Source organism: Pseudomonas sp. TE9122 (assembly GCF_056278925.1).
Window position 1 is genome coordinate 2,584,013 of record NZ_JBWBQI010000001.1, and the last position, 23,064, is coordinate 2,607,076.

At 61.2% G+C, this 23,064-nt stretch carries 18 protein-coding genes, 1 tRNA gene and 1 pseudogene; 14 read left to right on the forward strand and 6 right to left on the reverse strand.

The features are described from left to right. Nucleotides 1-80: 80 nt before the first annotated feature. A complete protein-coding gene (locus tag ACZ9BE_RS11725; RefSeq protein WP_056786154.1) occupies nucleotides 81-1,193 on the forward strand; it encodes an alkene reductase in 1,113 nt (370 codons plus the stop codon). A 207-nt stretch (nucleotides 1,194-1,400) separates the two neighbouring features. Here ACZ9BE_RS11725 and ACZ9BE_RS11730 read toward each other — a convergent pair whose 3' ends face one another. Next, nucleotides 1,401-2,003, reverse strand: coding sequence for a TetR/AcrR family transcriptional regulator (locus ACZ9BE_RS11730; RefSeq protein WP_476249451.1), 603 nt, complete (start codon nucleotides 2,001-2,003; stop codon nucleotides 1,401-1,403). A 138-nt stretch (nucleotides 2,004-2,141) separates the two neighbouring features. Here ACZ9BE_RS11730 and ACZ9BE_RS11735 point away from each other — a divergent pair, with 138 nt between their 5' ends. From ACZ9BE_RS11735 to ACZ9BE_RS11795, 13 genes and pseudogenes are all read left to right on the forward strand, one after another. Further along, nucleotides 2,142-2,930 (forward strand): SDR family NAD(P)-dependent oxidoreductase, encoded by a 789-nt coding sequence (locus tag ACZ9BE_RS11735; RefSeq protein ID WP_476249452.1) that lies wholly within the window; start codon nucleotides 2,142-2,144, stop codon nucleotides 2,928-2,930. Nucleotides 2,931-2,984: 54 nt separating this feature from the next. Further along, nucleotides 2,985-4,001: an NADP-dependent oxidoreductase gene (locus ACZ9BE_RS11740; protein ID WP_476249453.1), complete on the forward strand. Its 1,017-nt coding sequence runs from the start codon at nucleotides 2,985-2,987 to the stop codon at nucleotides 3,999-4,001. A gap of 673 nt (nucleotides 4,002-4,674) precedes the next feature. Beyond that, nucleotides 4,675-7,080, forward strand: a complete 2,406-nt coding sequence (locus ACZ9BE_RS11745) for a glucose/quinate/shikimate family membrane-bound PQQ-dependent dehydrogenase (RefSeq protein ID WP_476249454.1) — start codon at nucleotides 4,675-4,677, stop codon at nucleotides 7,078-7,080. A gap of 97 nt (nucleotides 7,081-7,177) precedes the next feature. Continuing rightward, a complete protein-coding gene (locus ACZ9BE_RS11750) occupies nucleotides 7,178-8,476 on the forward strand; it encodes a carbohydrate porin (protein ID WP_476249455.1) in 1,299 nt (432 codons plus the stop codon). 300 nt (nucleotides 8,477-8,776) lie between these two features. Then, nucleotides 8,777-10,282: a glycine betaine/L-proline transporter ProP gene (proP, locus tag ACZ9BE_RS11755; RefSeq protein ID WP_041480305.1), complete on the forward strand. Its 1,506-nt coding sequence runs from the start codon at nucleotides 8,777-8,779 to the stop codon at nucleotides 10,280-10,282. A gap of 165 nt (nucleotides 10,283-10,447) precedes the next feature. Beyond that, entirely contained in the window at nucleotides 10,448-12,151 is a 1,704-nt protein-coding gene (locus ACZ9BE_RS11760; RefSeq protein WP_110600492.1) for an amidase, read from the forward strand. 288 nt (nucleotides 12,152-12,439) lie between these two features. Further along, nucleotides 12,440-13,735 (forward strand): OprD family porin, encoded by a 1,296-nt coding sequence (locus ACZ9BE_RS11765; protein WP_476249456.1) that lies wholly within the window; start codon nucleotides 12,440-12,442, stop codon nucleotides 13,733-13,735. Nucleotides 13,736-13,907: 172 nt separating this feature from the next. Then, nucleotides 13,908-14,615 (forward strand): hypothetical protein, encoded by a 708-nt coding sequence (locus ACZ9BE_RS11770; protein WP_476249457.1) that lies wholly within the window; start codon nucleotides 13,908-13,910, stop codon nucleotides 14,613-14,615. Next, on the forward strand, nucleotides 14,612-15,127 hold the full coding sequence (locus tag ACZ9BE_RS11775) for a hypothetical protein (protein WP_024013038.1): 516 nt from the start codon (nucleotides 14,612-14,614) through the stop codon (nucleotides 15,125-15,127). Before ACZ9BE_RS11770 ends, ACZ9BE_RS11775 begins: the two co-directional genes overlap by 4 nt. An 8-nt stretch (nucleotides 15,128-15,135) precedes the next feature. After that, nucleotides 15,136-15,645, forward strand: a complete 510-nt coding sequence (locus tag ACZ9BE_RS11780) for a hypothetical protein (RefSeq protein ID WP_256584154.1) — start codon at nucleotides 15,136-15,138, stop codon at nucleotides 15,643-15,645. Nucleotides 15,646-16,107: 462 nt separating this feature from the next. Beyond that, nucleotides 16,108-16,467: a DUF6124 family protein gene (locus ACZ9BE_RS11785; RefSeq protein ID WP_150635198.1), complete on the forward strand. Its 360-nt coding sequence runs from the start codon at nucleotides 16,108-16,110 to the stop codon at nucleotides 16,465-16,467. 341 nt (nucleotides 16,468-16,808) lie between these two features. Further along, entirely contained in the window at nucleotides 16,809-17,054 is a 246-nt protein-coding gene (locus ACZ9BE_RS11790) for a type II toxin-antitoxin system ParD family antitoxin (RefSeq protein ID WP_016770738.1), read from the forward strand. Further along, nucleotides 17,047-17,336, forward strand: a pseudogene (locus tag ACZ9BE_RS11795) (type II toxin-antitoxin system RelE/ParE family toxin). The gene ACZ9BE_RS11790 and the pseudogene ACZ9BE_RS11795 overlap by 8 nt, the downstream one beginning before the upstream one ends. Before the next feature lie 100 nt (nucleotides 17,337-17,436). Here ACZ9BE_RS11795 and ACZ9BE_RS11800 read toward each other — a convergent pair. The 5 genes from ACZ9BE_RS11800 to ACZ9BE_RS11820 form a co-directional block, all read right to left on the reverse strand. Continuing rightward, a tRNA-Sec gene (locus ACZ9BE_RS11800) sits at nucleotides 17,437-17,532 on the reverse strand. A 5-nt stretch (nucleotides 17,533-17,537) separates the two neighbouring features. Then, nucleotides 17,538-19,454, reverse strand: coding sequence for a selenocysteine-specific translation elongation factor (gene selB, locus ACZ9BE_RS11805; RefSeq protein WP_476250137.1), 1,917 nt, complete (start codon nucleotides 19,452-19,454; stop codon nucleotides 17,538-17,540). Continuing rightward, nucleotides 19,451-20,863 (reverse strand): L-seryl-tRNA(Sec) selenium transferase, encoded by a 1,413-nt coding sequence (selA, locus tag ACZ9BE_RS11810; RefSeq protein WP_476249458.1) that lies wholly within the window; start codon nucleotides 20,861-20,863, stop codon nucleotides 19,451-19,453. Before selA ends, selB begins: the two co-directional genes overlap by 4 nt. Before the next feature lie 864 nt (nucleotides 20,864-21,727). After that, complete coding sequence (locus ACZ9BE_RS11815; RefSeq protein ID WP_041475818.1) at nucleotides 21,728-22,564, reverse strand: IS3 family transposase; 837 nt, start codon at nucleotides 22,562-22,564, stop codon at nucleotides 21,728-21,730. Next, complete coding sequence (locus ACZ9BE_RS11820) at nucleotides 22,561-22,863, reverse strand: transposase (RefSeq protein WP_252876575.1); 303 nt, start codon at nucleotides 22,861-22,863, stop codon at nucleotides 22,561-22,563. Before ACZ9BE_RS11820 ends, ACZ9BE_RS11815 begins: the two co-directional genes overlap by 4 nt. Nucleotides 22,864-23,064: the final 201 nt, after the last annotated feature.

Consider the following 23,064-nt stretch of genomic DNA (forward strand, 5'->3'; position numbering starts at 1 on the left):
CCCCCGGTTAAGTTAAGTGCACAGCGCGCGGCAGCTGGCTGCCGCGCTTGAACCCTACTCATCGAAATCCGGAGCTACCCATGACCCGTCGCCTGTTCCAACCCATCGCCCTCGGCCCTTACACCCTTGCCCACCGCGTGGCGATGGCGCCCCTGACCCGCTCACGCGCCGGCCAGCCGGGCGATGTGCCGACTGCAATGAACGCCGAGTACTACCGCCAACGCGCCAGTGCCGCGCTGATCATCACCGAGGCCACGCAGATCTCCCAACAGGGCCAGGGCTATGCGTGGACGCCGGGGATCTACACCGATGCGCAAGTCCAGGCGTGGCGCGAAGTCAGCACGGCGGTGCACGCAGCGAACGGTCTGATCTTCATGCAGCTGTGGCACGTCGGCCGGGTTTCCCACCCGAGTTTCCAGCCTGACGCCGGTTTGCCGGTGGCGCCAAGTGCCCTGCCAGTGCCGGGCAAGACCTTTATCGTCGATGAACAAGGCAACGGCGTGTGGGGTGATGTGCCGGTACCGCGCGCCCTCGAAACTGCGGAAATCGCCGACATCGTCGAAGACTACCGCCGCGCTGCGCGTAACGCGTTGAACGCCGGCATGGACGGCGTGGAAATCCATGCCGGCAACGGTTATCTGCTCGATCAGTTTCTCAACAGCAACAGCAACCAGCGCGACGACGCCTATGGCGGCAGCGTAGAAAACCGCGCGCGCTTCCTGCTCGAAGTGGTCGCCGCCGTGGCTGATGAAGTCGGTGCCGAGCGCGTCGGCGTACGACTGACGCCGATGGGTCGCTTCATGGGCATGGGCGATGACACGCCCGAAGCGACCTTCGGTTATCTGGTCGAAGCGCTCAACCAGTGGAATCTGGCCTACCTGCACCTGGTCGAGCCGGCCATGGTCGGCACGGTCAAGGACGAAAACTTTGATCCGCGCTGGGACGCGATCATTGCCCAGTTGCGCCAGACCTGGAACGGCGTGCTGATCCTCGCTGGCGGTTACGACGCCGAGTCCGCCGAACAGGCGCTGAACGCCGATCGCGCCGACATCATTGCCTTTGGCCGGCCATTTTTGGCCAACCCGGATCTGCCCCGTCGGTTGCACGATGGCCTTGAGCTGAACACACCGGATCCGAGCAGTTTCTTCGGCGGCGATCAGCGTGGTTATGTCGATTATCCGTTTCACGCTTGAGTTTCTAAGGCGAAGTGCTGGCGTTCGGCTTTGGTATCGCGCCGGATTCACCCCTCACCCCAGCCCTCTCCCCAGGGAGAGGGAGCTGATCTATGGAGCATTCAGAACCGGAGTTCGACCCGATATCAGCGTCTGGCGTAAATCGCCCAAACAACTCGGTCAGTCCCCTCTCCCTCTGGAAGAGAGTTAGGGTGAGGGGCTTTTGGTTCAGCGGTGTTGCGGGTTTTCTTCGGGCGCCTCGATGACTGGCAACGACGCCGTCATCGAAGCGTGACACACCGTCAGAATCTCATCGGCCAGCGCCGAGTCATCCGGGCAGGCCCGCGACAGCATGATCGCCCCGACCGCGCGGGCCAGCAGGTCGATCATCCGGGTTTGGCCCTCACCTTGCGGTGCATCCGCTGCCTTCGGGTATTTCTCGCCGAGCGTCTGTAACGTGCGCTCGATGCCTTCAGCGAACGCCGCTTTCACGTCCCCGGACTGCCGCGCCGCATCGCCGCACAACGCCGCCATCGTGCAACCGGTGGAACGGCCGTCGCGATGGTCGCGCGACACGTACACGTCGATGAAATCCTGCACGCTCATGCTTTCGGCGGCGGCCGTGGACTGCGCCAGGCTATTGGCCGAGGCTTCGGCCATCAGGTCGGCCTTGGAGCCGAAGTGTTTGTAGAAACCGCCGTGAGTAAAACCGGCGGCCGCCATCAGGTCAGCCACGCCGACCCCGTCATAACCGCGTTCGCGGAACATCACTGATGCCGTTTCGACAATGTGCTCGCGATTGGCCTGAGCCTGAGCTTTGGATACGCGCATGTTGAATCCTCCAGCGCTGAAAAATCATGGCTCGATGATACATAGATGTTAGCCATAATCAAAACCGTTGACAGTTTAGATTTGGATCATCATCCTAAAAGCCCGCAATCAGTCTTCACCTGAAAAAGAGCCAACACCATGACTACTCGCCCTACTGTTCTGATCACTGGCGCCTCCACCGGCATAGGCGCCGTCTACGCCGCACGTTTCGCCCAGCGCGGGCACGATCTGCTGCTGGTCGCCCGTGACCAGTCGCGCCTGGACACCCTTGCTGCCGGTTTGCGCGCTGAACACAACGTCCATGTCGAAGTGCTACAGGCCGACCTGACGCAACTGAGCGATCTGCAAACCGTCGAGGCGCGTCTGCGTGACGACGCGCGCATCGGCATTCTCGTCAACAATGCCGGCGCAGCGCAGTCCGGCACCTTCATCGAGCAGAGCACCGACAGCGTGGCGCAACTGGTCGCGCTTAACACCACCGCGTTGGTGCGGCTGGCTAGCGCCATCGCCCCGCGCTTGGCCAAGGCCGGCGACGGCGCGATCATCAACATCGGCTCGGTGGTGGGCCTGGCGCCGGAGTTCGGCATGTCGGTGTATGGCGCGACCAAGGCGTTCGTGCTGTTCCTCTCTCAAGGCCTGAGCCTGGAACTGTCGCCACAAGGCGTGTATGTGCAAGCGGTCCTGCCCGCCGCCACCCGCACGGAAATCTGGGACCGCGCCGGTATCGACATCAACACCCTCACCGACATCATGGAAGTCGGCGACATGGTCGATGCAGCGCTGGTCGGCTTCGACCGTCGCGAAGTCGTGACCATCCCGCCGCTGCACGAGGGCGAGCGCTGGGATGCCCTGCAAACCGCGCGGCAGGGCCTGTTGGGGGAGATCCGCCAGTCGGCTGTTGCGCAACGTTATCTGACTCAGGCCTGACCTCATTCAAACCCGCCGCTATGCCGGCGGTTTCTACCGACAAGAGCATCCGCAATGAAGGCATTTTTCATCGAGCGCTACGGCAAGCAGAACGGCCGGATTGGCGACCTACCCGAACCGCTGGTTGGCGCTCACGACGTGCTGATCGAAGTGCGCGCGAGTAGCGTCAACCCGCTGGATCTGAAGATTCGCAGCGGCGAATTCAAGATGATCCTGCCCTATCAAATGCCTTTGATATTGGGCAACGATGTCGGCGGTGTGGTGCTCAGCACCGGTGCGGCGGTCAAGCGTTTCAAGCCGGGCGATGAGGTTTATGCGCGGGCGCCTGAAAACAGGATTGGCACGTTTGCCGAACGCATCGCTGTCGACGAACAAGCGGTCGCGTTGAAACCCGCCAATCTCGCCATGACCGAGGCGGCCTGCATGCCGCTGGTGGCGTTGACGGCGTGGCAGGCACTGGTCGAAGTCGCCAACGTGCAAAAAGGCCAGAAGGTACTGATTCACGCCGGCTCCGGTGGCGTTGGCACGGTCGCCATTCAACTGGCCAAACACCTCGGCGCTTTTGTTGCGACTACGACCAGCACGGCGAATGTCGCGTGGGTCAAAGCGCTGGGCGCTGATGTGGTGATTGATTACAAACAGCAGGATTTCGCCATTGAGCTGCGCGACTACGACGTGGTGCTCAACAGCCTCGGCGGCGATGTGCTGGAAAAATCGTTGAGGGTGTTGAAACCGGGCGGGCAACTGATTTCCCTGTCAGGGCCGCCGACTGCGCAGTTCGCTCAGGAGCAGGGTTTGTCGTGGCTGCTCGGGGTGGTCATACGTCTGCTCAGCAGTGGTATTCGGCGCAAGGCGCGCAAGCGTGGGGTGGGTTATTCGTTTCTGTTCATGCGTGCCGACGGCATCCAGTTGCAGAAAATCACTGCGTTGATTGAGGCCGGGGTGATCAAACCGGTGATCGATCGTACTTTTCCGTTCGATCAGATAGCTGACGCCTTGCACTACGTAGAAAAAGGCCGGGCAAAGGGCAAGGTTGCCATCGCGGCCAACCTCAAAAGCCCCTCACCCTAGCCCTCTCCCAGAGGGAGAGGGAACTGACCGAGCTGAATGCGCGAGTAACGCCGACCTGAAATACCGAGGCGAACACAGGTCTCAAAAAGCCCACGAATCGGCTCCCTCTGCCAGAGGGAGAGAGGACTGACCGAGTTGAATGCGCGAGTTACACCGACCTGAGATACCGAGGCGAACACAGGTCTCAAAAAGCCCACAAATCGGCTCCCTCTCCCAGAGGGAGAGAGGACTGACCGAGTTGAATGCGCGAGTTACACCGATCTGAGATACCGAGGCGAACACAGGTCTCAAAAAGCCCACGAATCGGCTCCCTCTCCCAGAGGGAGAGAGGACTGACCGAGTTGAATGCGCGAGTTACACCGACCTGAGATACCGAGGCGAACACAGGTCTCAAAAAGCCCACAAATCAGCTCCCTCTCCTCGGGGAGAGGGCTGGGCGGGCGGCGTTCCGATGAGGGGTGAATCCAGCGCGGTATCCAAGCATGTGCATTGCAATACCACGCTCAATCCGCCCCTCCTGCTGAAACCTCGAGAAACCCCTCTCAACTTGCGTTTTGCTAATCCTGCACCACGCTTGATTCACAGAAGTGCACGTTTTCATGGCAAAACTGCGGTTAACTGAATGGTTAGTTACCGCTATAATCCCGCGCTTCATTCAAACGGGACTTTCAATGTGAACCACAGTCAACGCGTCTCAGGCGTTTCAACGTTCATTCTGGTCGGCCTTGGCGTGATCATCGCCCTGCTCGGTCTGGCGCTCGCGGCCGGCGGTGTGAAGCTGGTCAGCCTGGGCGGTTCCTGGTACTTCCTGGTCGGCGGTCTGGCGATGACCGTTTCCGGCGTGCTGATCGCACTGAAGAAAACCGCAGGCGCCTGGTTGTTCGCCGCGTTTCTCGTGGCCACCGCGATCTGGGCCGTGGCTGACGCCGGGCTGGTGTTCTGGCCGGTGTTCTCGCGGCTGTTCATGTTCAGCGCCATCGGCATGGTCGTCGCGCTGGTCTACCCGCTGCTGGCGCGCGCCAATGGCCGCGTGGCCGGTCGTGGCGCGTATGCCGTGGCCGCTGTGCTGGCGGTCGGTGTGGCCGTTGCGGCGGGCAACATGTTTGTCGCTCACCCTACGGTTGCCGCCACTGGCACTGGCCCGGGCCTGACTCCGGTCGAGCCGGCCAAGGCGCAGAAAGACTGGGCGCACTACGGCAACACCGAAGGTGGCAGCCGCTTCGCCGCGCTCGACCAGATCAACCGCAACAACGTCGACAAGTTGAAAGTCGCGTGGACCTACCACACCGGGGACGTCGCCGAGAGCGATGGCAACGGCGCCGAAGACCAGCTCACCCCGCTGCAGGTCGGCAACAAAGTATTCATCTGCACCCCACACAACAACCTGATCGCCCTTGATGCCGACACCGGCAAAGAGCTTTGGAAGAATGCGATCAACGCGCAATCGAAAGTCTGGCAGCGCTGCCGTGGCATGGCCTATTTCGACGCCACCGCGACCATCGCTCAGCCGAGCAACTCTTCGATCATCGAAGCCAAACCGGCGCCGGCTGCCAACTGCCAGCGTCGTCTGCTGACCAATACCATCGATGCTCGCCTGATCGCGGTCGACGCTGACACTGGCGAGTTCTGCCAGGGTTTCGGCAACAACGGCCAGGTCGATCTGAAGGCCGGTCTGGGTGATGTTCCGGACAGCTACTATCAGTTGTCGTCCGCACCATTGATGGCTGGCACCACCGTAGTGGTTGGCGGTCGTGTTGCCGATAACGTGCAGAGCGACATGCCGGGCGGTGTGATTCGTGGTTTTGACGTGATCACCGGCGCCATGCGTTGGGCGTTCGACCCGGGCAACCCGCAGGACCGCAACACGCCGGCCGACGGCAAAACCTACGTGCGCAGCACGCCGAACAGCTGGGCGCCGATGTCCTACGACGCGGCTACCAACACGGTGTTCCTGCCGATGGGCAGCTCGTCCACCGACATCTATGGTGTCGAGCGCAGCGAACTGGACCACAAGTACGGCGCCTCGATCCTCGCGCTGGACGCCAGCACCGGTGAAGAACGCTGGGTGTTCCAGACCGTGCACAACGATCTGTGGGACTTCGACCTGCCGATGCAGCCGAGCCTGATCGATTTCGACAAGGACGGCCAAAGCGTTCCGGCGCTGGTCATCGGCACCAAGGCCGGGCAGATCTATGTGCTCGACCGCGCCACCGGCAAGCCGCTGACCGAAGTCAAGGAAGTACCGGTGAAAGCCGCGAACATCCCTAACGAGCCGTACTCGCCGACTCAGCCGAAATCCGTGGGCATGCCGCAGATCGGCGCGCAGCACCTGACCGAATCGGACATGTGGGGCGCCACGCCGTACGACCAGTTGCTCTGCCGCATCGACTTCAAGAGCATGCGCTACGACGGCCTGTACACCGCGCCGGGTACCGACAAATCGCTGAGCTTCCCGGGTTCGCTGGGTGGCATGAACTGGGGCAGCATCTCCACTGACCCGGTGCACGGTTTCATCTTCGTCAACGACATGCGCCTGGGTCTGTGGATCCAGATGATCCCGTCGCAGAACAAAGGCCAGGCCGCTGGCGGTGGCGAAGCGCTGAACACCGGCATGGGCGCTGTTCCGCTCAAAGGCACGCCGTACGCGGTGAACAAGAACCGCTTCCTGTCGGTGGCCGGCATTCCGTGCCAGGCGCCGCCGTTCGGCACCTTGACCGCGATCGACATGAAGACCCAGAAAGTCGCGTGGCAGGTTCCGGTCGGCACCGTTGAAGACACCGGTCCCCTGGGCATCCGCATGCACCTGCCGATCAAGATCGGTCTCCCCACCCTCGGCGGCACCCTGTCGACCCAGGGAGGCCTGATCTTCATTGCCGGCACCCAGGACTTCTACCTGCGCGCCTTCAACAGCGGCAACGGCGAAGAAGTCTGGAAAGCCCGTCTGCCGGTCGGCAGTCAGGGCGGCCCGATGACGTACGTTTCGCCGAAGACCGGCAAGCAGTACATCGTCGTCACCGCTGGCGGCGCACGCCAGTCGACCGATCGTGGCGATTACGTGATGGCTTACGCCCTGCCGTAACTCGCTGCCGCACAACCAACCTCCCCCAAGCGCGCGGTGCCCCAAAGCACCGCGTCGCCGTTTTATTGCGTTAAAGATTTCAGCAGGAAGGATTCACATGTCATCGGCTGTTCGCTTTTCTCGTACCAAGCTTTCCACTGGCCTGTTGCTGGGTCTGAGCTGCACCACTGCCCTACCCGCGCTGGCCGCCAGCGACTCCGATCTGCTGACCCGCAGCACCCTGACAGGTGACTGGGGCGGCTTGCGTCATCAACTCGATGAAGACGGCATCAAGTTCACTGGCGATTACAGCGGCGAAACCGCCTACAACGCCGACGGCGGCCTGCACCGTTCGGCGCGCTACTCGCAGAACATCAAACTCGGCGTGCAGTTTGATCTGAGCAAACTCTACGGCGTCGACAACGCCGGCAAAGTGCAACTGACCATCAACGACCGGCGCGGTAACAGCGCTTCGGAAGATCTGGTCGGCAACCGCCTGCCGATTCAGGAAAACTACGGCGGCCTGTACACGCGCCTGACGGAACTGAGTTACGAGCGCAGCCTGTTCACCCCGGCGCTGAACGTGAAGCTCGGCTACATGGCCATGGGCAACGACCTCGGCGGTCTGGATAGCGGCATTCTGTGCAACTTCATGAACGCCGGTTTCTGCGGTCACCCGCTGAACATGTCCGGCGGCAGCGGCTGGACCAACTACCCCAACGCGCGTCTGGGCGTGCGGGTCAAATACGACCTGTCGCCGTCCTGGCAGCTGCGTGTGGCAGCGTTCAACGTCGATCCAGAAAGCAACGGCAATTCCAGCCGCGCCTGGCATCTGGGGCCGAAGCACACCACCGGCACCGTCGTGCCGATCGAGCTGGTGTACAAGCACGCCGGCGAGCTGCCGGGTGAGTACAAGCTCGGCTATTACTACGACAGCTCCGACGTCAAACGCATCGGCAGCGACGATGAAGTGTCCGGTCGTGGCGGACATTATTTGTTGATCGATCAGGCCGTATGGCGCTCGTCGACCTCCGAGGGCCGCAGCCTGCATGCGTTCGGTCAGTATTCGGCGGCCAGTGAAGCGGCCTCGCCGTTCAGCAAGTGGTACGGCACCGGCGTGGTTTTGTACAAACCGTTCGAAGGCCGCCCGCGTGACACCGTGGCGCTGGGCTATGGCCGCGCCGTGCCGAACCCGCGCAGCCGCGATGTGCAACAGGATGCCGCGCTGGCCAATGGTGCTGCGTTTCCGAACCTCGATAGCGCCGAGCAGTTGATCGAGTTGGGCTACGGCTACCAGGCCACCCCATGGCTGACGCTGCGCCCGAACCTGCAATACATCATCGAACCGGGCGCGTTCTCCGGGCAGGACATCGATAATGCGCTGGTGGTGGGTTTGCAGGTGAAGGCTGCGCTATAAGCCTTGTAATGGATGTCATGGCGTCATCGCTGGCAAGCCAGCTCCCACAGGGTTTGACGGCGGACACAAAATCCCGGCAACACCCAAAACTCTTGTGGGAGCTGGCTTGCCAGCGATAGCGGTGGGTCAGGCAATACAGCTCCAACAAGGCTCGGAGTTGCACCTCCCCCACCTGTCGAAATTAATTCCAGCCCATCGGTGAATTATTTCGTGTCCGCATGTATCTGAGCCAGAAGAGCCGGCGCCATCATGGAGATGGCATCGCAGCGGTAATCTGGATCAGCGAGCGGGAACAGCGCAATGAAATCACGCAAGAACACCGTCAAACCGATCGGTTTGAAAGACATCACCATTGTCGACGACGCCAAGATGCGCAAGGCGATTACCGCCGCCGCACTGGGCAACGCCATGGAATGGTTCGACTTTGGCGTCTACGGCTTTGTCGCCTATGTGCTCGGCAAGGTCTTCTTCCCCGGCGCCGATCCCGGCGTGCAAATGATCGCCGCGCTGGCGACCTTCTCCGTGCCGTTCCTGATCCGTCCACTGGGCGGTTTGTTCTTCGGTGCGCTCGGCGACAAGTACGGACGGCAGAAAGTCCTCGCCGCGACCATCGTCATCATGTCCCTGAGCACCTTTGCCATCGGCCTGATTCCGTCCTATGCCTCGATCGGCATCTGGGCGCCGATCCTGCTGTTGCTGGCGAAAATGGCCCAAGGCTTCTCGGTCGGTGGTGAATACACCGGCGCCTCGATCTTCGTCGCTGAATACGCGCCGGACCGCAAACGCGGCTTCCTCGGCAGCTGGCTGGATTTCGGCTCGATCGCCGGTTTCGTTTTCGGCGCCGGCGTGGTGGTGCTGATTTCGACCATCCTCGGTGAACAGCGCTTCGAAGAATGGGGCTGGCGGATTCCGTTCTTCCTCGCCCTGCCGCTGGGCATGATCGGCCTGTATCTGCGCCACGCCCTGGAAGAAACCCCGGCGTTCCAGCAGCACGTGGAAAAACTCGAACAAGGCGACCGCGAAGGCCTCGCCGGTGGCCCGAAAGTGTCGTTCAAGGAGGTCGCGACCAAACACTGGCGCAGCCTGATGACCTGCATCGGTGTGGTGGCGGCGACCAACGTCACCTATTACATGCTGCTCACATACATGCCGAGTTACCTGACGCACAACCTGCACTACAGCGAAAACCACGGTGTACTGATCATCATCGCGATCATGGTCGGCATGCTCTTCGTGCAGCCGCTGATCGGTTTCATCAGCGACAAGATCGGCCGCAAGCCTTTCATCGTCGTCGGCAGCATTGGCCTGTTCATCTTCGCCATTCCGGCGTTCATGCTGATCAACAGCGGCAGCATCGCCCTGATCTTCTCCGGCCTGCTGATCCTCGCGGTGCTGCTCAACTTCTTCATCGGCGTGATGGCCTCGACCCTGCCGGCGATGTTCCCCACGCACATCCGCTACAGCGCGCTGGCCAGTGCCTTTAACGTCTCGGTGCTGATCGCCGGTTTGACCCCGACTGCCGTGGCCTGGCTGGTGGAAAGCACCAACGATCTGTACATGCCTGCGTATTACCTGATGGTCATCGCCGTGGTCGGTCTGGTCACTGGTGTGACCATGAAGGAAACCGCCAACAAGCCCCTGCGCGGCGCGGCCCCGGCGGCTTCCGATCTCGAAGAGGCCAAGGAACTGTTGCAGGAACACCACGACAACATCGAGCAGAAAATCGAAGACATTGATGCCGAGATCGCCGAGTTGGAGGCCAAGCGCAAAGTGCTGGTCCAGCAGCATCCGCGCATCAATGAATGATCCGCTAGACGCAGAAAAAATCGGTGGGGCCATCACCCCGCCGATTACTCGAAGCGCGGCTTGGTGTTAAATAGGCGCCAGTCCCGACCTTGTCGCTTCAAGCCGTGCCACGAGAACCGCTATGAAAACCCCTGCCCAGAACATCCACGCTCAACAGGTGACCCCATGATCGAAGTCACCGAAGTCTCCATCGCCCAACTGCGCGCCGCCCTCGAATCCGGCCAGACCACTGCCGTGGAGCTGGTGCAGGCCTATCTGGCACGCATTGATGCCTACGATGGCGCCGACACCCCGACGGCACTCAACGCCGTCGTCGTGCGCAACCCCGAAGCACTGAACGAAGCCCGCGCCTCCGATGCCCGCCGTGCCAAAGGTGAGACCCTCGGCCCGCTCGATGGCATCCCCTACACCGCCAAAGACAGCTATCTGGTCAAGGGCCTGACCGCCGCTTCCGGCAGTCCGGCGTTCGCCGATCTGGTCGCCCATCGCGACGCCTTCACCATCGAGCGCCTGCGCGCTGCCGGGGCGATCTGCCTGGGCAAGACCAACATGCCGCCGATGGCTAATGGCGGCATGCAACGCGGCGTCTATGGCCGCGCTGAAAGCCCGTACAACGCCGCTTACCTCACTGCACCGTTCGCCTCCGGCTCGTCCAACGGTGCCGGCACCGCTACCGCTGCGAGTTTCGCTGCGTTCGGCCTGGCTGAGGAAACCTGGTCGAGCGGCCGTGGCCCTGCGTCGAACAACGGCCTGTGCGCCTACACCCCGTCGCGCGGGGTGATTTCAGTGCGCGGCAACTGGCCGTTGACCCCGACTATGGACGTCGTCGTGCCGTTCGCGCGAACCATGGCCGACCTGCTCGAAGTGCTCGACGTGGTCGTCGCCGAAGACCCGGACACCCGTGGCGACCTCTGGCGCTTGCAGCCGTGGGTGCCGATCCCGCGCGTCAGCGAAGTGCGCCCGGCTGCCTACAGCGAACTGGCCGCCGATGCCAAAGCCCTGGCCGGCAAACGCTTCGCCATCCCGCGCATGTACATCAACGCCGACCCGGACGCCGGCACCAGCGAAGCCCCCGGCATTGGCGGCCCGACCGGCCAGCGCATCAACACCCGCGCGTCTGTGATCGACTTGTGGCAGCAGGCACGTCAGGCCCTTGAGGCCGCTGGCGCCGAAGTCATCGAAACCGACTTCCCGCTGGTCTCCAACTGCGAAGGCGACCGCCCTGGCGCGCCAACCGTGTTCACCCGTGGGCTGGTGTCGAAAGAATTCCTCCACCATGAACTGTGGGATCTGACTGCCTGGGCATTCGACGACTTCCTGCAAGCCAATGGCGACCCGAAACTCAATCGTCTGGTTGACGTCGACGGGCCGAAGATCTTCCCGCACGACCCGGGCACCCTGCCCAACCGCGAAGGCGATCTGGCCGCCGGCATGGACGAATACGTGCGCATGGCCGAGCGCGGCATCACGCCGTGGAATGAAATCCCAACCGTGCCTGATGGCTTGCGTGGTCTGGAGCAGACCCGACGCATCGACCTCGAAGACTGGATGGACAGCCTCGGCCTCGACGCAGTGCTGTTCCCCACCGTCGCCGACGTCGGCCCGGCGGATGCGGATGTGAACCCGACCTCGGCGGATATCGCCTGGAGCAACGGCGTCTGGGTGGCCAACGGCAACCTTGCGATCCGCCACCTCGGCGTCCCGACCGTCACCGTGCCCATGGGCGTGATGGCCGACATCGGCATGCCCGTCGGCCTGACCTTCGCCGGCCGCGCGTACGACGACTCGAACCTGCTGCGCTTGGCCGCCGCCTTCGAATCCACCGGCAGCAAACGCCAGATCCCACCGCGTACACCGCCGCTGGCTTAATGCACTGTGTCAGCTCCCACACACCCTGTGGGAGCTTGCTTGCCAGCGATGGCGGCCTGACAGCCGCCACATTTCCACCTGACTACCCCGACTCAAGCTGTGGGAGCGAGCCTGCTCGCGAAAGCGCTGTGTCAGTCAGCATTTTCGTTAACTGACACTCCGCATTCGCGAGCAGGCTCGCTCCCACAAGGTTCTGTGTGAAGGCTGCCAACTCAGCACACCGGCCCAATCCTTTCCAGGCCGATCCGCCGATCATCAGCGCCATCCTGATGACCACCGGCCCTGACCATGATCAACCGCGCGCCCTCCCGCCTCACCCTGCTTGCCATGCTCTGCGGTCTGACCGGCACCGCCCATGCCAGCGGCTTTTTCGACGACGCCAAAAGCGATGTCTTGCTACGCAACTTCTACCTCAGCAACGACTACCGCTCGCCCACGCCCTCCGGAAAAAACTACAAACAGGAATGGGCACAGGGCTTTATCGGTAACTTCTCATCCGGTTTCACCAACGGCACAGTCGGTTTCGGTATCGATGCCCACGCCTTCGCCGGCCTGAAACTCGACGGCGGCAAGGGCCATTCCGGCACCGGCCTGTTACCGGTCGACAGCGATGGTCGCAGCGAAAACAACTATTCCAGCGCTGGCGGTGCGTTCAAGCTCAAGGTCTCGCGCACCACTTTGGCCTTCGGCGAAATGACCGTGGAAACCCCGGTCTTCGACACTTCCGACAAACGCCTGCAACCGGAATACGCCACAGGCTTTTTGCTCAACAGCGCCGAGTTCGACAACGTCAATCTGGTCGCCGGGCACTTCACCGCGTTCAAGAATCAGGATAGCTCTTCCGGCCAAGGCGACTTCTACGGTTACGGCGCCAACACCGAAGCAGGCGGCATCAGTTTCGTCGGCGCCGACCTGTTCGGCAGCAGCCCGGTCGGCGGCGCACTCTACGCCTCAGAACTGAGCGACACCTGGCACCAGTATTACGGCAACCTGCATTTTAAACAGTCCGGCGTGCTGCTCGACGCCAACCTCTACCACACCCGCGACACCGGCCGCGCAGTGGCCGGCGAGATCGATAACACCGCCCTTAGCCTCTCCGGCAAATACAGCTTCGGCCCGCATGCGGTGATGCTCGGCTGGCAGCGGATCAATGGCGACACGCCGTTCGATTTCGTCGGCGGCGACTCGATCTACCTCGCCAACTCGATCAAATACGCCGACTTCAACGGCGCCAACGAACGCTCCTGGCAAGCCCGCTACGACCTCGACCTCGGCGCTTTCGGCATCCCCGGCCTGAACTTCATGACCCGCTACGTCAGCGGCAGCCACATCGACGGTACGCACGCGCCCAAGGGCGGCGCCTACAACCCGTTCGACACCGACAGCGGCGACTATCAACCGCAACAAGGCAGCGGCGGCAAACACTGGGAACGCGATATCGACCTGAAGTATGTCGTGCAATCCGGCGCCGCGAAGGATCTGTCGGTGCAGCTGTCGCACGTCACCCACCGCGCCAACGAGGCGCAGGCTGGTGATGATATTGACCGGATTTACGTGGTCGTTCAGTACCCGTTGGGTTTTTGAGGTAACACGATCAACCCGCCCACAGGTTCCTGCGTCGGCCACAAACCATGAGTTTGCTCCTTGAGATCAAAATCAAATGATTTCAGCGTACCGCAGCGCCTACAGCGGCTAGCCAAGTGCCATCACCTCGTTTATTCTGCGCCCCCGCATAAAAAGCCAAGCCAGGAAGGCATTGATTGACCTTCCTGTTTGTAGTCAATCAACGCAAGCAGATTCAGGGATGTACATGTTTCAGCTATTCAAACTCGGAGCGGCCGTCGTGCTCGCCGCGACGCTCAGCGGCTGCATTACCGAAAGCGCTTCCTGGGTCAGCGAACCCTTGCAACCCAAGGCAAGCGAGCCAGTCAGTTATCTCGTTGGCTCAATCGGGCCGCAATCACTCAAGCAATCAGCCGCTGACAACCAGCGAATCTTTTTCCGCAAACGCGGTTCCGAATACGGTGCGGCCGGCGTCTGGAAAATGGCCGGCGCTTACTCCACGCCGCAGGATGTTCAGGACGGTGTCGGCGCAGCGAGCGTATTCGTGCTTCCCCTGAAGCCGGGCGATTACGAGTTCTATGATTTCCAGTTCTTTTCCGCACGTTATCAACCTGGGCTAGGCACTGTTTTCACCTCGAGAGAGGCGCGGGAGAAATTCAACCTGCCGATGCGCCTGGAACCCGGCAAGGCCTATTACATCGGCGAGTTCCGTTCGCTCTGCCTGACAGCCGGTTTCTGCGCGTTCCGCTGGAGTGATCAGAACGCCCGCGATGCGCTGATTGCGCAACGTCTGGCGCCAGGATTGCCAACGCTGCAACCGCTGAATCTCGACCTGAACAGTGCTCAGCCCTACATCTTCACCGGCCCCATCCCGGGTATTGCCGTGGACGCCAAACCATGAAAAAAATCATCGCCCTCACCGCCGCCGCTCTGTTGACCGGTTGCGCGGCGACCAACACCTTGCCCGAGCGCACGCTTACGGACGCTCAGGATTATCTGCAGCCGATTCACGTTATGGTCGATGACCCGGAAAACGGCTCCAGCCTGCGCAACCACCTGCGTCAGACCGGTGTGTTCCGCACCATCGAAACCGGCAGCGGTAAAGCTGACGAGTACAACGTGCAGGTCAAACTCAATGTGGAACGTCACCTGCCGCCGTTTCCGGTGATTCTGCTGAGCACCGCGACGTTGTTCTTGCTGCCGCTGTCGAACGAATTCGATACGCAAACCGAATTCACCGTGTACCAGGGTGACAAGCGACTGAAGCAATACACCTATCGCAACATCACTCAAAAATACGTCTGGCTACTGGATCAGGGCGGCGAGATGCGCGAACAGAACCTCGGCCGCATCGCCCGCGCCTTCGCGCAGGATGTGCAGCAGGACCGGCTGATCCCGGCAGTCGCGCAATGAACCGCGCGATGATAAAAGTCGCCGGCCTGCTCTGTGCCTCACTGATGCTGGGCGGCTGCGCCAACACCTTGCAGCCGCTCGATTACCATGCCGATCAGGCCTACGTGCCGGTCACGCTCGGCATGGGGCCGGCGTATACGCGCATCGACGAGCAGCATCAGCGCGAAACCGTCAGCGTCCTGAAAAAGACCGGCGCGTTCTCGATGCTCGACGGCGGTTACACCCGCAACGGCTACAGCCTGTTGATCACCGAACCCAGCGACGGCAAGGTCAACTGGCTGGCGCTGGTCAACATCTTCACCCTGTTCACCTTTCCGATGCCCTACCACTACCAGGACAACCTGCGCGGCTCGGTCTTCAAGGATGGCCAACTGCTCAAAACCTACAACTACTCGCGCGAAGGCTGGAGCGTGATGACGTGGTATGTGCCGATTCCCGGGGTCGAGAACAAACGGCAGATGCTCGATCAGTTGTTGGTTGAAATGGACCGGGACAAGTTGATTCCGTATCAGCCATAAGGTTGGGTTTTGGGCTGGTGCGGTGGACTGCGGCGCAATGAATTGCAATGTGGGAGCGAGCCTGCTCGCGAAGAGGCCATCAGGTTCGGCGCAATTCTTTGATTTAAACGAAGCTGTTTAAAAGACACCTGCGGATACGGTCTCAAGGCTACAAATCCTTGCGCCGTTGCCTACAGCTACGCCAGAATCCGCCGGCTTGTGCGCCTTGGGGGCGGGTTCTATTGTGGTGCGGTCGCTGACGAATCAGCGATCGGGTTTAGCGATCCGACTCATTACAGACGCACCAATGCCCAGTCTCAATTGCATTTTTCGATCTGCACTTGATGTCATGGTGGCTGTGCGTGGGAGACCTTCGGGTCTACCCGGGGTTTCTGTGACCCGGATCGCTAACCTGCGTACAGCCGCCACCTTTACTTGTTTAGCGATGAGCCGTGGCGGCTAAATCAACCACGGAGTCTCACCATGATCAAACCAACACCCAACCCACCCGAAACCGATCCCACCTCCCCCTACGAATCCCTCGACTCCAAAAAACTCCACGAAGCCGCCGATCGCGCCCTCGACCACTACCTCTGCCCGCCCGGCTCCACCCCGCCACCCTTCAGCCCCCGCGCCATGTACGCCGTCACCGCCGACACCAAAAACGAAGACTTGCTGGCCAATGCCTGCGAAACCCTCGCCTCCGCCAAAACCATCGCCCAGGAATTCGCCGGACTGGTCAAGCCATCGCAGCGCCGGACGCTGATGGGGATTGCGCAACTGATCATGCTCGGGGAACTGGCGGTGAATCGGGTGCTGGATAATCTGGAATTGCCGGGGTAATGCGGGCCGGCTGAGTTATGCGATGCCCGTGCCGGCCTCTTCGCGAGCAGGCTCGCTCCCACATTGATCCTGGTCGGACGCAAACTTTGCGACCACTGAAGGAACCTGTGGTAGCGAGCCTGCAAGCGATCACAAAGGGGAAGGATTATTTAACCCGATGGATGTGCTCGGGCAGCAGATTCGGTTGCGGGTCTGAAAATGCAGCCTGCGGCAGTTCGAGTGATATACGCATGAGCTGCCGAAGGCTGTGATTCGTTCTTGTAACGGCTAGGCTCATACTCGTTAGCGCACCATTAGTATGATAATTTGCGCAAAGTTCGCCATCCGCAAAGGGCCCGATCATGGCTACCGTACGCAAAACCATAACCGTGACTGACCAGCAAGACCATTGGATCAAAGCTCAAATAGAAGCGGGACATTACACCAACGACAGCGAATATATCCGCGATTTGATCCGTCGAGAGCAAGAGCGAAACGCTGAACTGGAAACCGTCCGCGCAGCCCTTCGAGAAGGAGAATCCAGTGGTGCCCCCCGGCCATTCGATGCTGATGCTTTCAAAAAGAGAATGTTGAGAGCACATGGCTGAATACCGACTTCCCCCGCCGCCGAAGTGGATCTTGAGGCTATCTGGGCCTATACAGCTCAACAATGGGGTTTGGATCAGGCCAATCGCTACATCGACATCCTGACTGCGTCTTTCGAGCAGTTGGCTGATCGTCCCAAAACAGCACCCGCATGCGACGCGATCCGCCCCGGTTACCGACGCTGCAGCGTGGAGAGTCACGTGATTTATTTTCGAATCACCGCCTATGGGATCGCGATAATCAGAATTTTGCATGACCGGATGGAAGCGCAGCGTAATCTCTAACCTTCTCGTATCACCGAAAATCAAAAGATCGCAGCCTTCGGCAGCTCCTACAAATCGATGTAAGAGCTGCCGAAGGCTGCGATCTTTGCTTTTGGGAGACTGGCGGAAGACAGCCGGAGTCGAACCTGCCCGGGAACGGATGCCGTCCCCAACCGGGTTTGAAGCCCGGCCGCGCCACCGGGCGCGATTGTCTTCCTGAACTCAGGGTGCGCAAGCGTCAGCCAGCGCGTTGTCGGGGCGGATCTGGCGGGATTCGCCGAGGCGGCGAGTCAGGCCGAGTCGGTCGAAATATTCCAGATACTGAATACAGCGTTTGCGTCCCAAGCCTAGCGCATCACGGAAAGTTGTCACCTCAATCGCTGGATTTTCTTCGGCGAGTTTCAGCAGCAGCGCCGCCATTTGCCGCAGGACGATGTCGCTGATGAACAGGTCGCGCACCACTTGGTGCATCAGGCCCAGCCGTGCGAGTTTGCGCAGCAGCAGGCGGACACTGGCGTCGTCTTCGCCGAGCATTTTCGCGGCGTCGCGTACCCACGGTGGGTCGAAACCGGCCTGTTCGAACAACGGCTGTAATTGCTGCCAGAGGATTTCGTCGTCGGCATTCAGGCGCACCTGATGGTCGGGCAGGTGCAGCCAGGGGCCGCTGGCGAGGATGGAGCCGGCGTTGAGCAGTTCTTCGAGCAGGCTGATGAACGTCGAGCGTTCCAGTGCCAGCGCGCTGAAGCGGCGCAGGCGATCGCGGTCCGGCCCCATCTGGTCGGGTTCCTGTTCGTGGAATCGCGCCAGTTGCTCGAGCAAGGTGAATTTCAACTGGCCCCAGCGCTGCACGTTGAACAGCAGCGGGCCTTGGCGGGTGTCGATCAGGCGGATGTTTTCCGCCAGCGTCCACTGCGCGCGCGGGCGGTTGAACTGGCGTTCGAGGCGTTGCGGGTCGAAGCCGCCGGGGCTGTGGTTGAGCAGTGTCGGCAGGGCCTGTTCGAGGCTGACGCTAAGGGCAAGGGTTTGCAGTTGCGCAAGGCGTTCCGGGCTGCGGCGTTGGCGCGCCGGAGCGAATGGGTCGAGCACAACACCGCCGCCCAATGTGCGCTGGGCGCTGGCGTCGCGCAGGATCAATCGATCGCCTTTCACTGCGTGCACCGGCGCGTTGATCAGCAGTTGCGCGAACATGCGCTCGCCGGGGCTCAGGCGCGGGCCTTGCAGCAAGGCGACGCGGGCGATGACATCTTGGGTGCCGAGGTGCAGATGCATCGGGTGGAAGTGTTCGAAGGTGCGCTCGCCCGGCAACAGATGAAAGTCGATGTCGACGCGCTGGGTCGGGGCATGCAGCCAGTCCGCCAGCAGCCATTGGCCACGGTGGATCTGCGTCAGTTCCAGACGTTCGCCGCTGAGGTTCAGCGCCACGCGCTGGCCGGCGAAGGCCTGTTCGGCGGCCTGGTTTTGCGCGTGCAGGCCACGGATGCGAACCGATTTGCCGGCAGGCGCCAGAACCAGTTTTTCGCCGACCGCAACCGTGCCCGACAGCGCGGTGCCCGTGACCACGATCCCCGCACCCGCGACGCTGAAAGCCCGATCAATCGCCAGACGAAAGCCGCCTTCGCAACCGCGCGCCTGCACCTCGTTGTGTGACTGCAATAACGCCGCGCGCAACTCATCGACGCCCTGCCCGTTCAAGCTCGACACGGTAAAAATCGGCGCATCAGCAAATGGTCCGGGCGCGAGCAGGTCCAGGACCTGGCGCTGCACCTCTTCCACCCTGCCCGCGCCCGCCCGGTCGCATTTAGTGATCGCCACCAGCGCGCGGGGAATGCCGAGCAGTTCGATGATCGCCAGATGCTCTCGCGTCTGTAGCATCACGCCGTCGTCGGCCGCTACCACCAGCAACACCAGATCGATGCCCTGCGCACCAGCGAGCATGTTGTGGGTGAATTTTTCGTGGCCGGGCACGTCGATGAAGCCGGTCAGCCCGGAGCCCGCTGCGAGTTCGGCGTAGAGATAACCGAGATCGATGGTCATGCCGCGTTCGCGCTCCTGCGGGCGGCGGTCGCCGGTTTGCCCGGTCAGCGCCTGCAACAGCGAAGTCTTGCCGTGGTCGATGTGCCCCGCCGTGCCGACGATCACCGGTCGACCTGCAATTGCGGCAACTGCGCCAGCCACGCTGGCTCATCGTCGAGCTGGCGTAGATCCAGCCACAGCGCATCGTCGCCGATTCGCCCGAGCACCGGGATCGGCAAACCGCGCAACGCTGCTTCGAGATTGAGCAGATACCGCCCGCGCCAGCGCTTGGACACTTGCGGGCGGCAACACAGCGCTGCACTCGGCAAGCGCGCCACCGGTTGGCTGCCGCTGCCGATCATGCCCAACGCCTCGACTGCACTGACCTGCCAGACCTCGCCCAACACATCGGCGAGCAACGGTTGCAAACGCAGAGCCTGAGCATGAATCTCGGCCTGCGGCCGGGTCAGCAGACGCAGGCTCGGCAGACGCTCGGCGAGGCGATCCGGATCGCGGTACAGACCGAGCACCGCTTCCAGCGCGGCCAAGGTCAATTTATCGACCCGCAGTGCGCGCTTCAGTGGATTCTTCTTGATCTTCGCGATCAGTTCTTTGCGCCCGACGATCAACCCGGCCTGCGGCCCGCCGAGCAATTTGTCGCCGCTGAAGGTGACGATGTCGGCGCCATCGAGCAGCGCCTGCCGCACGGTCGGTTCCGCCGGCAGCCCCCAGCGCGTCAGGTCGAGCAGACTGCCGCTGCCCAGATCTTCCAGCAACGGCAAGCCATGAGCGTGCGCCAGTTCAGCCAACTCGGCGGTCGCCACTCGCGCGGTGAAGCCTTCGATGCTGTAATTGCTGGCATGCACGCGCATGATCAAACCGCTGCGCGGACCGATTGCCGCTTGGTAATCCCGGGCATGGGTGCGGTTGGTGGTGCCGACTTCGTGCAGGCGCACGCCGGCCCGGGCCATGATGTCGGGGATGCGGAAAGCGCCGCCGATTTCGATCAGCTCGCCACGGGAGATGATGCCTTCCTTGCGCGCGCCGAGGCTGTTGAGCGTGAGCAGCACGGCAGCGGCATTGTTGTTGACCACGGTGACGGCTTCGGCGCCGGTCAGTTCGCGGATCAGGCCTTCGATCAGGTCGTCCCGATCACCGCGCTTGCCGCTGCCCAGATCGAATTCGAGATTGAGCGGATAGCGTGCGGCGGTTTGCACTGCTTCGATGGCTTCTTCGGGCAGCAAGGCGCGACCGAGATTGGTGTGCAGCACCGTGCCGGTCAGGTTGAACACCCGGCGCACCTGACTGCGCTGCTGTTGCGCCAAGCGTTCACCGACGCGGCCGGCGAGCACTTCGGGGCCGATTTCCACGGCCGCCAATTGCCCGCTCAACACGTCAGGCCTTAGCTCATCGAGCAACTGACGCAGGCCAGTCAGCAACGAATCCCGGCCGTAACGTTCGGCCAACGGCGCGCACGCCGGATGACGCAACAACCCATCAATGGACGGCAACCGCAGGGCAACGCTGGAAGACATCAGCCACTCCTGATTTCACTGAAACAATCCCTTTTGGGAGCGAGCTTGCTCCCAAAAGGGTTTCAGAAGTGTAGACGCACTGCCGGAGCTAGCCTGCTCGCGAAAGCGGTGTGTCAGTCAGTGTGGATGTGGCTGACCTGACGCCTTCGCGAGCAGGCTCGCTCCCACAGAGAAACCCGGGGCTGACCGGGCTTTGTGATTCGGCACATAGACTTGTGGGAGCTGGCTTGCCAGCGATTGCGGTGGGTCCGTCAAAGAAGGTGGTGGAGGTGCCGACCAATCGCTGGCAAGCCAGCTCCCACAGGGATTCGGGGTGGAATGAACATTGTTGGTCACCACAAAAACCTGTGGGAGCGAGCCTGCTCGCGAAAACGGTGTGTCAGTCAATGTGGATGTGGCTGACCTGACGCCTTCGCGAGCAGGCTCGCTCCCACAGAGAAATCCGGGGCTGACCGGGCTTTGTGATTCGGCACATAGACTTGTGGGAGCTGGCTTGCCAGCGATTGCGGTGGGTCCGTCAAAGAAGGTGGTGGATGTGCCGACCAATCGCTGGCAAGCCAGCTCCCACAGGGATTCGGGGTGGAATGAACATTGTTGGTCACCACAAAAACCTGTGGGAGCGAGCCTGCTCGCGAAAACGGTGTGTCAGTCAATGTGGATGTGGCTGACCTGACGCCTTCGCGAGCAGGCTCGCTCCCACAGAGAAATCCGGGGCTGACCGGGCTTTGTGATTCGGCACATAGACTTGTGGGAGCTGGCTTGCCAGCGATTGCGGTGGGTCCGTCAAAGAAGACGGTGGATGTGCCGATTGAATCGCTGGCAAGCTGAACTGGTCAAGTAATATTGGACACCAGTTAGGGTTTTTCAGGCCGCCATTTTCTCCATGGCGACCGGTGACCGGTAGTTGTTGTAGCTATGGAGTCTGGTGTTGTTGTAGCGCATTAGGTAGCGCTGCAAATCAACCCGTGCTTCGTACTCGGAGCGGTACCCCGCTTCAGGTACCCACTCCGATTTCAGACTTCCAAAGAAACGCTCCATCGGTGCGTTGTCCCAACACTCTCCCTTGCGACTCATGCTCTGCCTCAGCCCGTGCGCTAGCAGCTCATTCCTGAATTTATGGCTGGTGTACTGGCAGCCTTGATCGGAGTGAAACAGCACGTCTTTAGGTCTGCCTCGCAACTCAACGGCCATTCGTAAGGCCTCACAGGTCAGTTCCGCATCCGAGATCATTGAAAACGCCCAACCCACCAGTCGGCGGGCGAAGAGATCCAAAACCGCAGCGAAATACATCCACCGGGTGCCGACCTTGATATACGTGACATCGGCGCACCACACCTCATTGATTGATGTGACATCGAACTGGCGCTTGAGCACGTGCGGTGCGACCAAAGCCTCTACGCCTGATGATTTGTATTTATGGCGCCGGCGCTGACGGCTAGTCACTCCGGCTTCACGCATCAAACTACGAGCCATGTACCGCCCGACTCGATGTCCTTTGGCCTGTAGTTCCCGGGAAAGGGTGCGTGCCCCGGCCGATGCTCTCGATTCCTTATGATGCTCAACCAGCATGGCTTTGAGTTTCTCCCGCTCAGGACTCACCTTGCCTTGGCGCTGACGCCAGGCATAAAAGCTGCTGCGGCAAACATCAAACACACGGCAACAGTCGTTAACGCCGTATAGCTCTGCCAGCTCATTGATCAATGAGAATGATCTTTGGCGTCCAATAGCAGCAGAGCACTGGCTTTTTTTAGGATTTCAATATCCCGGTCTTTTTGCCTGAGCAAGGCTTTGAGTTCTTGAATCTCTCGGTGGTCAGCTGTAATCGCTTTGGCCCCCACCGGCGTTGTACCCAGGCGCTCTTTGCGAACCTGGGCGACCCAGCGACGCAACGCGGTAGGGCCGATGTCTAGACTGGCACAGACTTCGGGAACCGATATCCCCTCGTCCAATACCATGCCGACAGCCTTGAGTTTGAATTCAATTGAATAAGAGTTACGCATATCCGAACACCTCAGATTTGGACGCCATCATAGCGCCTGATTGAAGTGTCCAAAATCATTAGGCCAGTTCAAGCCAGCTCCCACAGGGATTCGGGGCGGAATGAACATTGTTGGTCACCACAAAACCTGTGGGAGCGAACCTGCTCGCGAATGTGGTGTGTCAGTCAGTGTGGATGTGGCTGACCTGACGCCTTCGCGAGC